The organism is Streptomyces flavofungini (genome assembly GCF_014650815.1).
Taxonomy (GTDB): domain Bacteria; phylum Actinomycetota; class Actinomycetes; order Streptomycetales; family Streptomycetaceae; genus Streptomyces; species Streptomyces flavofungini.
Genome location: NZ_BMVR01000009.1, coordinates 257807 through 273946 on the forward strand (window position 1 = coordinate 257807; position 16140 = coordinate 273946).

Annotated in this window: 9 protein-coding genes, 1 tRNA gene and 1 pseudogene; 7 read left to right on the forward strand and 4 right to left on the reverse strand. The window is 73.5% G+C overall.

Going from position 1 to position 16140, the window contains the following annotated elements:
* The first annotated feature begins 187 nt into the window (after nt 1-187).
* The 4 genes from tmk to IE274_RS24605 all read left to right on the forward strand — a co-directional run bounded on the left by tmk (nt 188) and on the right by IE274_RS24605 (nt 7115).
* Nucleotides 188-3595: a dTMP kinase gene (tmk, locus tag IE274_RS24590; RefSeq protein WP_190118036.1), complete on the forward strand. Its 3408-nt coding sequence runs from the start codon at nt 188-190 to the stop codon at nt 3593-3595.
* Between the two features lie 265 nt (nt 3596-3860).
* The gene (locus tag IE274_RS24595) at nt 3861-5066 is read left to right on the forward strand and encodes a DNA polymerase III subunit delta' (RefSeq protein ID WP_190118037.1); all 1206 of its coding nucleotides are present in this window, start codon (nt 3861-3863) and stop codon (nt 5064-5066) included.
* 181 nt (nt 5067-5247) lie between these two features.
* Nucleotides 5248-6918: an alpha/beta hydrolase gene (locus IE274_RS24600; RefSeq protein WP_190118038.1), complete on the forward strand. Its 1671-nt coding sequence runs from the start codon at nt 5248-5250 to the stop codon at nt 6916-6918.
* Nucleotides 6919-7038: 120 nt separating this feature from the next.
* Nucleotides 7039-7115, forward strand: a tRNA-Thr gene (locus IE274_RS24605).
* Nucleotides 7116-8104: 989 nt separating this feature from the next.
* On the opposite strand, the pseudogene IE274_RS24610 reads toward IE274_RS24605, so the two are convergent.
* The 4 genes and pseudogenes from IE274_RS24610 to IE274_RS24630 all read right to left on the reverse strand — a co-directional run.
* Nucleotides 8105-9307, reverse strand: a pseudogene (locus IE274_RS24610) (CHAT domain-containing protein); the annotation flags it as partial.
* Between the two features lie 344 nt (nt 9308-9651).
* Nucleotides 9652-11340: a tetratricopeptide repeat protein gene (locus tag IE274_RS24615; protein WP_229909775.1), complete on the reverse strand. Its 1689-nt coding sequence runs from the start codon at nt 11338-11340 to the stop codon at nt 9652-9654.
* A gap of 3 nt (nt 11341-11343) precedes the next feature.
* A complete protein-coding gene (locus IE274_RS24620; protein ID WP_190118040.1) occupies nt 11344-12909 on the reverse strand; it encodes a hypothetical protein in 1566 nt (521 codons plus the stop codon).
* Nucleotides 12909-14636, reverse strand: coding sequence for a hypothetical protein (locus IE274_RS24630; protein ID WP_229909776.1), 1728 nt, complete (start codon nt 14634-14636; stop codon nt 12909-12911). The genes IE274_RS24620 and IE274_RS24630 overlap by 1 nt, the downstream gene beginning before the upstream one ends.
* A gap of 156 nt (nt 14637-14792) precedes the next feature.
* Between IE274_RS24630 and IE274_RS24635 the strand changes: the two genes are divergently transcribed.
* The 3 genes from IE274_RS24635 (at nt 14793) to IE274_RS24645 (ending at nt 16007) form a co-directional block, all read left to right on the forward strand.
* Nucleotides 14793-15218, forward strand: a complete 426-nt coding sequence (locus IE274_RS24635; RefSeq protein WP_190118041.1) for a hypothetical protein — start codon at nt 14793-14795, stop codon at nt 15216-15218.
* Nucleotides 15219-15313: 95 nt separating this feature from the next.
* Nucleotides 15314-15562: a hypothetical protein gene (locus tag IE274_RS24640; protein WP_190118042.1), complete on the forward strand. Its 249-nt coding sequence runs from the start codon at nt 15314-15316 to the stop codon at nt 15560-15562.
* A gap of 1 nt (nt 15563) precedes the next feature.
* Nucleotides 15564-16007, forward strand: a complete 444-nt coding sequence (locus tag IE274_RS24645) for a hypothetical protein (RefSeq protein ID WP_190118043.1) — start codon at nt 15564-15566, stop codon at nt 16005-16007.
* The last annotated feature ends 133 nt before the right edge of the window (nt 16008-16140 follow it).

Below are 16140 nucleotides of genomic sequence, written 5' to 3' on the forward strand. Positions count from 1 at the left end.
CCGGGGGCCGGCCCCGCGGTGGGCTGGTCCGGTCGACGGCCCGTCCGGTCGATGTGACGCGGTGTCGGGGCGCCTGGTGATCAGGTGCCCCGGCGCCGCGTTTCCGTTGGTGCAGGCCGGGCGGGTGCGGGTCCAGGTGTTCGGACGGGCACCGCGAGGAGGCGCGGCGTCCAGATAGGCTGGACGGATGACGCGTGCCGAACAGCCACCCGCCATGACCACGGCCCCCGATGACGCCCTACTCGCGGACTCCCGCGAGCGTGCGGTGCGCGCCCTGCTGCGCGTACCGCAGCTGAAGCGGTTGTGGAGCGCGCACCTCGTGGGCAGCGTCGGTGACGCGCTCGGGTTGCTCGTCCTGGTCATGCTCACCCTCCAAGCGGCCATCGCCGAGGGGGCGTTCGGTGACGGCTACAGAGGCGTCTCCATCGCCGTGACCGCCGTCTTCGGAGCGCGCGTTCTCGCGACCCTCCTCTTCGGAGCGGTACTGCTCGGCCCGCTGACGTCCCTGACGTCACCCGACGGACCGCTGGACCGCCGCTGGACCATGGTCGGCGCCGACGGCGTCCGGGCCGCGCTGCTGATCTGCGCGCCCCTATGGATCGACTGGACGCCCGACAACGCGCTCGCGATGCTGCTCGTCACCGCCTTCGTGGTGGGTGTCGCCGAACGCTTCTGGACGGTCGCCCGCGAGAGCGCCGCGCCCGCGCTGCTGCCGGGACCGCCCCTGGAGGGCGCCACGGTGCGCCCCCTGCCCGACCACATGGACGCCCTGCGGCGCCTGTCGCTGCGTACGGGATTCGTGGCGCTGCCCCTCGCGGCCGTCGCGCTCGTCGCCGTCAGCCTCGTCGGCATCCTGCTCGGCGCCGGAGTCGACTGGTTCGAGCAGCACCAGGCGGGCCTCGGCTCGTTCCTCGCGGCCGGACTGTTCGCCGCGTCCCTGTCGATCGTGTACGCCATCGCGCTTCCCGGTACGCACACGCCCCGCGCACGCAGCCCCCTGGAGGGCCTGCGCAGGCCGCGTACGGGCAGCGGCACCGACAAGGGCCGCACCGGCGCGATCCCGCTGCTCGTCGCCGCCTGCACCGCCGTCGCCGGGGCCGTCGCCGCGGCCGTCGCCGTCGCCGTGCTGCACGCCAAGGACCTCCAGGGCGGGCCGGTCACGTACGGCCTGTTCGTCTTCGCGCTGACCGGCGGCACCGTCGCGGGCATCCGCGTCGCGCCCGCGCTGCTGCCGTCGCTGTCGCGCCGCCGCCTGCTCGCGCTCGCGATCACCGTCACCGGAGTCGCGCTGCTCGCCGCCGGACTCGTGCCCGACGTGACGACGGTCCTGCTGATCCTGGCGCTCGCGGGCCTCACCGCCGGTATCGCCGCGAACCTCGGGCACGCGCTGCTCGACCAGGAGGTCGAGGACTACCGCAGGGCGCGCACCACCGAGCACCTCCAGGCCGTCGTACGCCTCTCCGTAGCGCTCGCCGCGCTCGTCGCGCCGCTGCTCGCGGCCGTCATCGGGCCGCACCGGATGGTCAACGGCAAGTTCGTCTTCGACCACGGCGGCGCCTCCTTCACGCTGATGCTGGTCGGTGCGCTGCTGCTGCCCGTGGCCGCGCTGGTCCTCGCCAAGGCCGACGACCGGCAGGGCGTACCGCTGCGGCACGACCTGCGGGACGCGCTGCGCGGCGGCGACGACCCCGTGCAGGCGGCTGCCGACTCCGGGTTCTTCATCGCCCTGGAGGGCGGCGACGGCGCGGGCAAGTCCACGCAGGCCGAGGCGCTGGCCGAGTGGATCCGCGCCAAGGGCCACGAAGTCGTCGTCACGCGCGAGCCGGGCGCCACGCCCGTCGGCAAGCGGCTGCGGTCGATCCTGCTCGACGTGTCGTCGGCCGGACTGTCCCACCGCGCGGAGGCGCTGCTGTACGCCGCCGACCGCGCGGAGCACGTCGACACCGTCGTACGACCCGCCCTCGCGCGCGGGGCCGTGGTGATCTCCGACCGCTACATCGACTCGTCCGTCGCCTACCAGGGCGCGGGCCGGGACCTGTCGCCGACCGAGGTCGCCCGCATCAACCGGTGGGCCACCGGCGGCCTGGTGCCGCACCTGACGGTCCTGCTCGACGTGGCCCCCGAGGCGGCCCGCGAGCGCTTCACCGAGGCGCCCGACCGGCTCGAGTCCGAGCCCGCCGAGTTCCACGCGCGCGTGCGCTCCGGCTTCCTCACCCTGGCCGCCGCCGACCCCGGCCGGTACCTGGTCGTCGACGCGGCCCAGGAGCCGGAGGCCGTCACCACCGTCATCCGGCACCGCCTCGACGTCGTACTGCCCCTCTCCGAAGCCGAGGTGAAGGCCCAGGAAGAGGCCCGCCGCAAGGCCGAGGAGGAGGCGCGGCGGCGCGCCGAGGAGGAGGCCGCGCGCAAGGCCGAGGAGGAGCGTCTGGAGCGCGAGCGCCAGGAACAGCTCGCCAAGCTCCGCGCGGAGGAGGAAGAGCGCAAGCGGCGCGAGCTGGAGGAGGCCCAGCGCCGCGAGGCCGAGCGCCAGGCCGAGGAGGCCCGGCTGCGCGCCGAGGAGGCCCGCCGCAAGGCCGAGGAGGAGCGCGCGCGGGTCCTCGCCGAGGAAGCCCGGCGCGAGGCCGAGGAGCAGGCCCGCGCCGCCGAGGAGGAACGGCGTCGCCGCGCCGCCGCCGAACAGGCCCGCCTGCACGCGGAGGCCGAGGCCCGACGCCTCGACAAGCAGCGCAAGGCGGAGGAGGCGCTGCGGCGGGCCGAGGAGGCTCGGCTGTTGGCGGAGGCGGCTGCGGGGGCCGCGGAGGCTGTGGGGTCCGGCGGGCCTGCGGGGTCCGCTGGGTCCGCGCGGGGCGCCGGGCCTGCGGGGGCTGCGGGGGCTGGGTCGCCCGGCGACGCGGCGTCCGGCGGTGCGGCGTCCGGCGGTGCTGCGACCGGCAACGCGTCGCTCGACAAGTCGGCCCCGAAGTCGGCCGACAAGGCCCCCGTTCCGTCCGGCAAGGCGCCTGACAACGAGACGACCGTGGCCACGCCCGTGGTGAAGCCGCAGGTTCCGGGTGCCGCCGATGAGACGGCTGTGCTGCCGCAGGTTCCGGAGGGCGGGGCTGTGGGGACGGGGCAATCCGGCGGCGCGGGTCGGTCCGGCGGGGTCGCGTCCGGTGCGTCCGGTGCGTCCGGTGCGTCCGGTGCGTCCGGTGCGTCCGCTGGGTCCGGTGCGTCCGACGTGACCGCCGAGCTGCCGAAGGCGACGGTGCCGGGTGCGGCCGACGAGACGGCGGTCCTCCCGGCGGTGGGCCACGAGCCCGCGGCGCGGGGCGGGCAGGCGGAGAGCGTGGCGGACAAGGTGCCGCCGGGCTACTTCCGCGACGAGCGGCCCGAGGACGTCCGGTCCGGTGCGGACCGGTCGGGCGAGGCGCTGCGGGGTCCCAACGACCGTACGCGGGAGCTGCCGCAGGTCGACGAGGACGGTACGCCGAGGCGGCGGCCGCCCTCCGACTGGGCCGAGGAGACGCCGCTGGACGACCTGCCGACGCTGGCGGACGAGCTGCTCGGGTCGCACGAGGACGATGATGTGGACGAGAGGCGGCGGCGGGGGCGCTGAGGCTCGCGGGGGCGTGGCGGGCAGCTGATGTGGGCCGGGCGTGGCGGGTGTTGAGGTACCCGCTCGCGCCTGGCCCGCACTCGTGTCCGGACGTCGGTCACCGTGCCCGGTCGTGCATCGGCCACCGTGCCCGGTCGCGTATCGGCCCAGCTCAAGGCGGTCGTGGGCGGCGTTGTCAGTGGGGTGCCCCACAATGAGATCCGACAGTGCGAAACGGGACGTACGCCGAGGGTGGTGTGCGTCGGTAGGGCGAAGGCGGTGACCCATGCCGGTATGGGACGACCTGGTGGGCCAGGAGAAGGTGAGCGCGCAGCTCGGCGCCGCCGCTCGTGACGCCGACGCGCTCGTCACCGCCGTCGCGGCGGACACCCCGCTGCCCGAGTCGTCGAAGATGACGCACGCCTGGCTGTTCACGGGCCCGCCCGGCTCCGGCCGAGCCGACGCCGCCCGTGCGTTCGCCGCCGCCCTGCAGTGCGTGAGCCCCGACCGCGCACTCGGCGGCGAGCCCGGCTGCGGCTTCTGCGACGGCTGCCACACGAGCCTGATCGGTACGCACGCCGACGTGGAGGTCATCCGCACGGACCTGCTGTCCATCGGCGTCAAGGAGACCCGCGACCTGGTCCGCCGCGCCCAGCTCTCCCCGGCCGGCGGCCGCTGGCAGGTCATCGTCCTGGAGGACGCGGACCGCCTCACGGAGGGCGCGGGCAACGTCCTCCTGAAGGCGGTGGAGGAACCGGCACCCCGCACCGTGTGGCTCCTCTGCGCGCCGTCCCTGGAGGACGTCCTGCCCACCATCCGCTCCCGCTGCCGTCACCTGACCCTGCGTACGCCCTCGGTGGCGGCCGTCGCCGACATGCTCGTCCGCCGCGACGGCATCGACCCGACCGCCGCCGCGGCCGCCGCCCGCGCCACCCAGGGACACATCGACCGCGCCCGTCGTCTCGCGACCGACGAGCGCGCGCGGGAGCGCCGGGCCGCCGTCCTCAAACTGCCGCTGCGCGTCGGGGAGATCGGCGGCTGCCTGAAGGCCGCGCAGGAGCTGATCGACACGGCGGCGGAGGAGGCCAAGCAGGTCGCCGAGGACGTCGACGTCAAGGAGACCGAGGACATGAAGGCGGCGCTCGGCGCGGCCCAGGGCGGCCGGATGCCGCGCGGCACGGCGGGCGTGATGAAGGAACTCGAGGACAGACAGAAGCGCCGCAAGACCCGTACGCAGCGCGACAGCCTCGACCTCGCCCTCATCGACCTCACTGGCGTCTACCGAGACGTCCTGGCCCTCCAGTTGCGCTCCCGCGTCCCGCTCGCCAACACCGAGGTGCAGGACATGCTGGAGCGCATGGCCCGGGACACCTCGCCCGAGTCGACGCTGCGCCGCATAGAGGCGATCGGCGCGTGCCGCACGGCGCTGGACCGGAACGTGGCGCCGCTGCTCGCGGTGGAGGCGATGACGGTGGCGCTGCGGGCGGGCTGAGGGGGCGCGGCGCGCGCGGCGAACGTCGGGACGACCGCGTACCGACCAGACGACCGCGCACCGACCACAAGAGGCGAGCCCAAGCGACGACCACAAGAGGTGACCGCAATCGCCAATTGACCGCATCACCCATACGAGTACGCAAAGTGATTCAACAACTCCATAGAGTTAGTCTCGCGAGATGGAAACCTCCCATCCCCGAGCCAGCACGCCCGCTCGAGCAGGAGACCCCGACCGGCACCTCGAACGACAGCGCCCGCGAGCACGCACCCGCGCCCGCCACCTGCGCCGCGGCAGCCTGTCCCTCCTGGCCGTCGGCCTGCTCATCTCCGGCTGCTCCTCGGCGAGTTCGTCGACGGACGTCGTCATGGACGAGTTGCCCCGCGCCACACCGAAGGAACTCGCGTCGTACTACGGCCAGAAGCTGCGCTGGCGCGGCTGCGGCGTACCCGGATTCCAGTGCGCGACGATGAAGGCGCCCCTGGACTACGACAAGCCGGACGCGGGCGACGTGAAGCTGGCGGTGTCGCGCAAGCGGGCGACGGGAGGATCCAAGGCGGGCACCGAGGCGGGCGCCAAGGCGGAAGGCCGCCTCGGCTCGCTGCTCGTGAACCCGGGCGGACCGGGCGGCTCGGCCGTCGGATACCTCCAGTCCTTCGCGGCCCTCGGCTACCCGGAAAAGGTCCGCGCCCGCTACGACATGGTGGCGGTCGACCCGCGCGGCGTGGCCCGCAGCGAGCCGGTGACCTGCCTGGACGACCGCGAGATGAGCGCGTACACGCAGACGGACACCACGCCCGACGACCGCCGGGAGACCGGGCAACTCGCCGCGTCGTACAAGAAGTTCGCGGCGGGCTGCGAGAAGCGGTCCGGGAAGCTGCTCGGGCACGTCTCCACGGTGGAGGCGGCCCGTGACATGGACATCCTGCGCGCGGCGCTCGGCGACAAGAAGCTGACGTACGTGGGGGCGTCGTACGGGACCTTCCTCGGGGCGACGTACGCCGGTCTCTTCCCCGACCGCGTCGGCCGCCTGGTCCTCGACGGCGCCATGGACCCCTCGCTGCCCGCGCGCCGGATGAACCGCGACCAGACGGCGGGCTTCGAGACGGCGTTCCAGTCGTTCGCGAAGGACTGCGTGCGACAGCCGGACTGCCCGCTCGGCACCAAGAACGCGGCGGACGCGGGCAAGCGCCTGAAGGGCTTCTTCGCCGACCTGGACCGCGCCCCTCTGAGCGTGGGCGACACCGGCCCGGCCGACGGCCGCAAGCTCGGCGAGGCGCTGGCCACGACGGGCGTGATCGCCGCGATGTACGACGAGACGTCCTGGCCGCAGCTGCGCGACGCGCTGGCCGCGGCGATGAAGGACAAGGACGGCTCGATGCTCCTCGCCCTCTCCGACAGTTACTACGAGCGCGACGGCGACGGCTCGTACTCCAACCTCATGTTCGCCAACACCGCCGTGAACTGCCTCGACCTGCCGCCGTCCTTCACCTCCCCCGAGGACGTCCGCAAGGCGCTCCCCGACTTCGAGAAGGCCTCCCCGGTCTTCGGTGAGGGCCTGGCCTGGTCGGCCCTGAACTGCACGTACTGGCCCACGAAGGCCACGGGCAAGCCGCACCGCATCGAGGCCGAGGGCGCCGACCCGATCATGGTCGTCGGCACCACCCGCGACCCCGCCACCCCCTACCGCTGGGCCAAGGCCCTCGCCGCTCAGCTCACCTCCGCCCGCCTCCTCACCTACGAGGGCGACGGCCACACCGCGTACGGCCGAGGCAGCCGCTGCGTCGACGAGACGATCAACACCTACCTCCTGACGGGCCGAGCCCCCAAGAACGCCAAGCGCTGCACATAACCCCAGCTCAGAGACCCGCACGGCCGCCCGCGCCGCCACCTCGCAGGGGTGTACGGAGCACCCTTGGAAACTGTGTAGACTTGGCGTCGTTGCTGATCGCACCATAGGTGCGGACAGCGCGCCGCCTTAGCTCAGATGGCCAGAGCAACGCACTCGTAATGCGTAGGTCTCGGGTTCGAATCCCGAAGGCGGCTCCACTGAAACCCAGGTCAGTTATCAACTGACCTGGGTTTTTTCTATGTACCGGTACCCCGGGGGGCCGGGGGAACCTGGGATCGGTAGGAGGGCCGGGGCGGGGAGCCTCGGGGGATGGACGTGGAGAGGCTGCTCGGGTTGTGGTGGGTGGTGCCCGGGGGGCTCGCGGTGGTCGGGTATGCCTGCTCGTTGGGTGGGGTTACCCGGGTGCAGCGGGCCGTTTGGGTTACTGCTCGGGTCGTGGAGGTGCATGCGCCTGGGCATGGGGAGTCCAAGCGGGGTGGGGTGCCGGTGACTGTCGCGTTCTGGGATCCCGGTAGGGGGCGGGAGTGGCGGTTGCGGCATGCGGGGAAGCGGGGGCATGTGGTGGATGCGGCCTGGGTGGGGCGGGAGTTTCCGGTGCGGTTCCCGCGGGGGCGGCCCGGGCGGTTCTCTTTGATGCTGGATTCGGCGGGGGAGACCCGGGGACTCGGGGGGCCGAACTGTGCGGTTGTTCTGATGCTTTTGGGGTTGGCTGTTCAGGCGTTCTTCGTCTGGGGGTATGAGGTTGGGCTGGTATGCGTTGGGGGGTTCTTGATGCTTGGTGGGGCTTTCAGTCGGGATATCGCGTCTGCTCGTGCTCGTGGCGCCTTGTTGGCGGGGGCTGTTGCTGTTCCTGGTCGGGTTGTCGCTGTCACCAGGGACGTTTACACCGATGGGGAGGGGGGCGAGATCGTCAATCATGCGCCCGTTGTTGTTTTTACTACGCTTGAGGGAGTCCAGGTCACCGCGTTGAGTCGGGACGGAATTCCTGAGCCCCGGAAATCCCTCGGGCGTGAGGTTCGCATTCACTACGCGCCCAGTGATCCGGCTGTTTTTACGCACGATCTTGAGCATGATCGGCGTGAGCGTGCGGCGGCCGTTCGGTTCCTTCTTGGGGTGTGGGCGGCGGGGGCTGCCGCGATGGCGGCGGGGGTTGTTTCGTTGGAGTATCCGACGGTTTGGGATGCCTTTATTTGATGATGCAGGTCAGGGATGCCCAGAGCAGGGGGGAGTGTTCGACACGGTGGTCCGCGCGCCAGTTGTTCAGTTGACTGCGTTGCCAGCGGGCCAGTTGGTGCACGGGGTCGGGGTGATCGTGGGCGTTGTCGACCGCGATCACTGCCTGGGTCAGGGGGCGTACGGAGTCCGGCAGGGCGGCCAGGCGGTGGAAGGCGAAGCTCGTCGGCAGGACCCAGCGCGTGGCCGTGACCAGGTGTGCGCCGTTGTGGATCATCGCTGTCGCCAGGCCGAACGACTCCGTGAAGCGAAGGTCGCCGCCGCTCTCGCACGCGATCAGGGCCACGCGTGGCGGGGCCGGCCAGAGATGTGCTCCCGGCACGCCGTCAGGGCGCAGCGGGAGCGTGCCCAGGAGGAGGTCCTTCGCCGACAGGGGGCGGTGGGTGCGGAGCGCGGGCGTCAGGCCCGTGGTTTCCGGGCCGCAGGAGAGGTGGAGGGTTACGTCCTCGCTCTGGCCCGCCGCTAGCGGGGCGCCGCTCACATGGCCCACGTACAGCAGGCGGCTCGCGCCCCTGCGGAGCGTCTCGCCCAGCCAGTCGCGGTCCAGGTCCGTGCGGCGCAGGGCCTCGGTGGGGGTGGTCGCGGGGGGTGCGACGGGGCCCGCGTCGAGGTGGCGCTGGACGAGGGCCAGGAGGGCGGGGTCCGAGCCCGGGGGGCCCAGGACCGAGCCGAGGGGGGAGTCCGCGCGGAACCCGGGGATGCGGGGGTCGAGGATGAGGACGACGGGGGCGGAGGTGGGGGTGGTGTCGGGGTCGGGGTCGGGGTCGGGGTCGGGGTCCAGGGTTGCTTCCCGGGTGGGGGCCGGGGGTGTTTCCCGGGGTGCGGCCGGGGCGTGGTGAGTTGTGGTGGGGGTACGGAGCGATGCCGGGGCCGTCGTGGCCATGTCTGCCAGGTCGAGCAGGCGGGTGTCCGTCGTGGGGTCGGTGGGGGCGGCTTCCACGGAGAGGAGTTCCCAGGGGACCTGGGCCACCCGGGGGGACGGTTGCAGGCGGATCAGGGGGCGGCCGAGGCGCGCTGATACCTGGCGGATCTGGGCTGTCAGGCCTGGCGGCCACAGTGCTTCGGAGAGTCGGCGGGCCAGGCGGCGCTCGGTCTCGTACGTGGTCAGTGCCCCGGAATGGAACGCGCGCCGCATTCCCTCCGCGCCTCCGCCTCCGTCTCCCGCGCCTCCGCCTCCGCCTCCCGCGCCTCCGCCTCCGCCTCCCGTGCCTCCGCCTCCGCCTCCCGTGCCTCCGCCTCCGTCTCCCGCGCCTCGGCTCCCGCCCTCGCCTTCGCTCCTGGCTCCGCTGCCACCCCTGGCCTCGCTGCCGCCCTCACCCCCATCCCCGCCCCCGCCCTCGCCCGGCAGCGCAGCCACCAGCGCGCGGATCGCCTCGTCCACCTCCCGCGCCGGTGCGTAGCCCGTGCCGAAGCCCTGGGCTCCGGTCGTCCACGTCCACGTCATGTGCAGGTCGCCCGCGTCGGCGAGGCGGACCTGGACCACCGGGCGGGTGGGGTTCGTCAGGTCGTCGTCGGTGGCCAGAACGGCACCTCTTCCTCGCTCACGATCCGCCGGTGGTAGCGGAATTCGGCTGCCTGGATGTACTGCTGGAGTGCGACGCGGCCCGTTTCGGGTGACATCAGCACGCGGGGTGGGGGCGCGACGCGCAGGCCGACGGAGGCCGCGGCTTCGGCCGCCACGCCGCCCAGCGCCATCGGGCCAGGGCCGTTGCCACCGGAGGCGGTTGGCGTGTGCGTCTTCATCGCCGCGTCCGGGAAGACCGGTGCCGCGCCGGGGGCTGACGGCGGTGTGCGTTCCGTGCGGCTCAGAGCCAAGGACGCGCCGGCGCAGCGGTGTTCCACCAGTTCGAAGATCAAGCCCTGGTCCTCGGCACGCAGGGCCAGGCGGAACGCCAACTGCATCGCGTCGTCCGCCAGTTGGTGCCACTGGCTGCGGGCGTGCGCGCTGGCGAAGTCGTAGCGGGCCGCCTCCAGGGTCAGGGCGGCGGGCAGGGCGAGGGAGAGCGCGTCGGCGAGGGACGTGCGCTCGTGCTCGCCGTGGTCGGTGCGGGTCAGGTTGTCCTCAAGGGCCTTCGCGAGCATGAGGTCGACCTGGGCGCAGCGCTCGTACACGCCGCGTTCCTGGTACGCGTCCCGCGCGCCCTGGGCGAGGCGCTTCATCTCGTCGATGTCGCCCTGTTCGTACGCGTGCCGGGCGCCCATCAGCATGGTGTCGGCGGCGGCGATCGTGGCGCCGAGGCGTTCGAAGCGGGCGAGGCTCGACGCGGTCAGGTCGTTCGCGTCGGCGGTGTCGCCGCGTCGTGCCGCGAGGAAGGCGCGGGCTTGTTCGCAGACCGCCAGGTCCTCGAACTGGCCCTGCCGTTCGAAGACCTCGGCGGCCTCGGCGTACAACTGCTCCGCGCGGTCGAAGTCCCCGGCGCGCAGCGCGGCGTACGCCCGGTGGGAGAGCAGCTGCTGCCGACCGGCGTGGTGTCCCAGCGCCTGATACCCCTCGTCCGAGCGGGCGAAGTAGTCCGCCGCCAGGTCGAAGCGGTGGGTCGAGGCGCAGACGATGCCCAGGCAGTCGAGGAGGTGCGGCTCGATGGCGGGCGCCGTGGCGAGGAGCGCCGAGGCGAGTTCCTCGGCGGCGCCCCACTCGCCGCGGTCCAGGAGCAGATGCAGCCGGGCCAGTCCGACCTCGGCGCCGCGCAGGCCCTCGGGGTCCTGGAACTCGGGCAGCACGGCCGCCGCCTCGTCCGCCGTCGCCTGTGCCTCGTCCAAGTCGCCGGTTCGGCGGAGCAGTTCGGCCCTGGCCAGGAGGGTTTTGAGCAGGACCTCCAGCCAGAGCTGGCGGCCGCGCGGGCCCATCGGGACGGACGCGATGCCTCGGATCAGGGTGCGGGCCCGGTCGAGGGACCGGGCCGCGCCGGGGAGGTCCGTGGCGCTGAGCTGGACCGAGCCGAGGTCGGAGAGGAGGTGTCCGCGCAGGAGCTGTACGTCGGGGGTGTCCTCGATCGACTCGGCGAAGGCGAGGAGTTCGGCGTAGACGGCTTGGGCGGCGGGGAGGTCGGGGGTGAGCTGGTGGTGTTCGGCGAGGGCGAAGCCGGTGTCGAAGGGCTCGCCGTAGCTCAGTGGCGCGGGCGGCGTGGGCGGCGTGGGCGACGCGGGCGGGGCGGGCGGGTCCGGCTGGTCCGCTTCGTCCTTCGGCATGGGTCAGAAGTCCTCCTCTGCGGCTGCGGCGGCCATCTCGGCGAGGAAGGGGGGCGTGGGGTGCGGATGCTGCGGGTGCGTGTCCGTGGCCTGCGGGGCGGGCAGCGGCGTCGCGGCTGCCAGGCGTTGGCGGGCCAGGGCGCGGATCGCTTCGCGGGTGGCGCGGGCGGACGTGCCCGGTGGTGTGTCGGGGTCGGGGTCGGAGCCGGGGGTGGCGTCGGGGCCCGGGTCGAACCCGGGGAGCAGGACACCTACTTCGATACGTGGCGACCTCGCGGCGGCCGGGATGTCGAGGTCCGACCGGCCGGTCCACACGTCGTCCCGGCGGGCGAGCTGGACGCGGTGCGGTGGGCCGCCGTTCACCTCGACCTCGGCGGCGAGGCGTACGCCGTCGACGGGGGCCGTGGCGTCGGCGATGACCTCGACCTCGATCCGGCGTTCGGCGCCGATCGCGTACGCGGTCCAGGAGACGGCGGTCTCGGCCGCGTCGACGAAGCCGGGTGGATAGCGGTGCCAGTGGTTGGTTCCTGAGCCGCGGGCGATGACTCGGCCGGTCGGGGCGGGGGCGGGGGCGCCTGCTGTGAGGGCGTAGGCGTGGGGGTGGAGGTGGGGTAAGAGGGTGGTGAGGTCGGCGGGGGTGAGGTCGACCGGGGTGACATCGGCGGGGGTGACGTCGACGGGGCTGGTGTCGACGGGGGTGTGTTGCGTTGCGGTGTTCAGGGACGAGTGGAGTTGGCGCAGCGGCTCGCTGTCCAGTCCGGCGTTGTCCGCCGCTTCGTCTATCAGCCTGAGGACGTGGTCCAGTTGGGGTACCGGGGCTGCCGACCGGTGGGTGGCGCGCCACCAGTGGGTCAGGGGGGCGAGTGCGGCCTGGTGCTCCTCGATCAGCTCGGCCGCGTTGCCGTCGGGCTGGTCACTCGGGTCGGCGTGGAGGTCCGGGTCATCCGGGTCATCCGGATCATCCGGATCATCCGGATCATCCGGATCATCCGGTTCATCCGGGTCGGACAGGTCGGACAGGCCGCCCGGCGCGTCGATGTCGTCGGTGGCGGCAGTGGTGTCGGTGGTGTCGGCGGTGTCGTCGAAAAGTTGCTGGCATTCGTGGGTCAGTGCGGCCGACTCCAGGCCGAGTACGTCCGGTTCGAGGGCCGGGATCCCGTCCAGGTGCGAGGTGGGCCACCAGCGGGCGGCCCAGTGGGCGAGGGCCAGGCGGGCGGCGGTGTGCGCGAGGGGGGTCGGCTGTTCCGGCAGGGGCGCTGTCAGCTCCGGCAGGGGCACGTCAGTGGGCCGTGGCCCAGCCGCGAGGGCGTGGACGGCGGCTGCCGTGCGTTCGCCGTAGATCGCCCACAGCCATTGCTGGGCCCGGCCCGCGTCGTGGATCTCCGCTGTCGGGAGGCCGGGGGCGCCGAGGACGGGCCAGGTCAGGACGGCGCCCGCGACGCCGAGGACGGCCTGGGCGAAGGCGGGGGCGGGGCCGGGACCCGTGGCGGGGTCGGTGGCCGGGGCGACGACGCGGATGGTGCCGTCGTCGGCTCGGGCGATGTGGATGTCGGCCTGCCCCTCCGGCATCACGCGCTCCTCGGCTCGGCGGACTTCGGCTCGGCCGGCTTCGGGGCGGGCGATTTCGGCTGGGCCGGCTTCGGGGCGGGCGGCGACAGCGCGTCGGCCGAGGGGCCGTCGGCCGACCGCGCCCCGGACGACAGCGTGCGCAGCGCCGTCCGTACCCGGGCCCGGTGGTCCATCATCACCGAGCGCGCCACACCGTCCAGCACCGCCCAGGCCGCCCCCGCGTCCGGCAGCCCCGCACCCCGCACGTCCCGCCCGTGCAGCCGCACCCACAGCCGCCGCATGTACGCCGACCACGGGTTACGCAGGTCGTGGGCGAGGGCTTCCAACGCGCCGCCGTCCGGGTCCGGGCGCGGGGAGAGGGTCATCCTGCGGGCGCGCAGGACCGAAGCCTCGCGCTGCCAGCGGCTGTTGACGACGCGGTGGGCCGCGGTGGCCCCTGGCGCGGCTGCTCCTCCCACCCCGGCGGCCGCCCCCGGCGCGACAGTTCCCCGCGCCCCGGCAGCCGCCCCGGACGCGAAAGTTCCCCGCGCCCCGGCGGCAGCCTCGGACGCGGCAGCCGCCCCGGACACGGAAGCCGCCCCCGCCCCCGAACCCCCACCCCCCAACGGATCCAGCCCCACCGCAAGCCGCCCCCCGAGCACGACGGCCACCCGCAGGCTCTCGTCGTACAGACCAAGCGGCGCGCAACTCCGTCCGACCTCCCGCCGCACGAGTTCCGGCACCGTCGGCAGTTCCTCGCGGTGTGCCGACGTCTGGAGGACGGTGAAGAGCCGCTCGAAGAGCGTGCGGTCGAGCGGCGCGGGGAGCGTGGCGGTCGACGCGCTCCGGCCGACCTCCGGACGCGGCGGCGCCTGGTGCGCGGTCAGTCCCAGATGCGTCGGTACGTCGTCACGTCCCCACACCCCGCTCGTACGCGCCCACAGCGCCCGCCCGAGCAGGCTCCCGTGCCCGCCCCGGACCATGTCCGCGAAGCCCGACGAGCCTTCCTCCGGCAGCGGGCCCGCGCCGGGGCGCCCGCCCGAGCCACCCGCGCCGGGGCGCCCGCCCGAGCCACCCGCGCCACAGGCCTCCAGGACCTCCCCCGCCAAGCCGACCACCGCACCCAGGCCCACACCCGCACCGGCGTCCGACCCGTCGGCGCCCGCCCGCCCCGCCGCCCACGTCGCCGCCAACTCCCCATCGAGCCGCGCCCACCGGCCCCCGTCCCTCAGATGCTCCTTCAACGCCGCCACCGTCCGCCCGACGGTCACCTCCGCGATCTCCTCGACCACGGCCCTGGCCACGGCACCCGCGGCACCCGAGGGCGTCCCGTGCTCGGCCGCCAGCTCGAAGCAGCGCTGGAAGTACAGGTCTTGGGGGTTGCCCGCCACGATCCCCAACGCCCGGCGGGTCTTCTTGAGCAGCGTGAACCACTGGGCGGTCGCCGCGAGCAGCGCGCCGGACTCCCGGATGAGCGCGGCGAGACGGTCGGCCTCGCGCGGAGCGAGGAAGTCGGCCGCCAGCTCCGGGCGCAGCGCGGGTCTGACGATCAGCGGCAGCACGATCAGCTTGACCGTCCGGGTCAACGGCGCGCCCCCGGGCCCGCTCAGCGACTCAACTCCCGACCCCGGCCCATGCCCCGCCCCCGCCCCCGCCCCGGGCTCCGCCCCGATCCCACGCCAAGCCCCGTCGATGACCATGGCACGCGGACGGTGCCCGTCGCTCGGCAGCGTGCTCGCGGACGGCATGGCCCGAGATTACGTCGTCGGGGAACAGACGGTCGAACCTGGGATCGGTAGGCGAAGACCGCCCCCTAGCGTTCCCCTCGACGACGCCGGGCAGCACCACCGGTCACCAGGACCAGAGCCCGCACCAGAGCCCGCACCAGAGGGGGAAGGCACACCATGGGACTCTTCGGAAAGCGCAGGACCCGCGAGGAGCGGGCCGCCGAGATCGCCGGGAAGGTGGCCGGCGGCAAGGGTTTCTACGGTCGTACGACGCGCGCGTTCCTCGGCGGCGAGGACTTCGCCAAGGTCCAGCAGTCGATCGGCGCGCACAACTCCGCCGTCCACGCGCGGCAGTTGCTGGCCATGGGGGCACCGACCCTGCCCGCCGTCGTCGTGTCGATCACCGACACCGGCAAGCTGGTGAACTTCGACCCGATCGTCGACCTGGTACTGCAGCCGTCCGGAACCGACACCGAGCGGATCGCACTCCAGACCATCGTGTCCAAGCTGAGAATCCCGCGCACCGGGGACCAGGTGCTGCTGATCGCCGACCCGGCCCGTCCGGGCGGCTACCTCTACGCCGGGGACGGTGAGACGACGTGACGACACCACCGTACGAAGCACATGAAGCACATGAAGCACATGAAGCACACGAACCACGCATAACCTGTGAAACCCGCGAACTGCACGAGGTGTTCGTGACCGACACCGTCCTGCTCTCCTTCGACGGCCGCGTGCTTGAGGTCTTCGGCTACTCCGACACCCACCGCAGCCACCTCTTCCAGGAGCCCCGCCTGGAGTTCGGCACCGGCCGCAGGCCCCGGATGGAGATCACCCTCACGTCGGGCGTGCGGCACTCCATGCCGTACGACCCGCACCGCCTCGACGCGCTGCGCGCCTTCGCGGAGCGGCTCGCGCGCGCGGTGGCCGAGCGGCCGAAGCGCTGAGGTGAACGGGCCGACGCAGGTGTCGGCGATCGGCCGCTGGTCGGCGGTGTGGCTGTACGCGGTCGTCGCCGGGCTGTGCCTCGCGGGGCCGTTCCTGCTGGGGCTCACCCTCGTCGCGGGCAAGGGCGTCCTGGCCGTCGGCATCGTGTGCACGGTGGTTCTCGTGCCCGTGGGTCTCCTCGTCTGGGTCACCGTCGCCGCCGAGCGGAAGCACAACCGGCGGCTCGACGCCGTCGGGGTGCCGGCGGTCGCGGAGGTCATCGGGCTGACCGAGTGGGACAGCGGGGACGACGCGGGTGCCGTGGTCGTGCTGCGGCTCAGCGGGCCGGGGTTCCGGGCGTTCGAGGCGACCTGGAAGCGCTCGCCGCATCCCGCCCTGCGCGTGGGCCTGCGGCTCGATGCCGTGGTCGATCCGGCCGAGCGGCTGTACCGGGTCGAGCTGTGACCCGGTGGACCCCGCGGGCCCGGTGGCGGGCGGCCGGGAGACGTTCCGGTCCGGTCAGCGGAACAACGCTTGCCCGGGCTCCGCGGACGCGGGCGGCCTCGAACGCGTAGGAAATCCGCGTGATTCGCCGCTC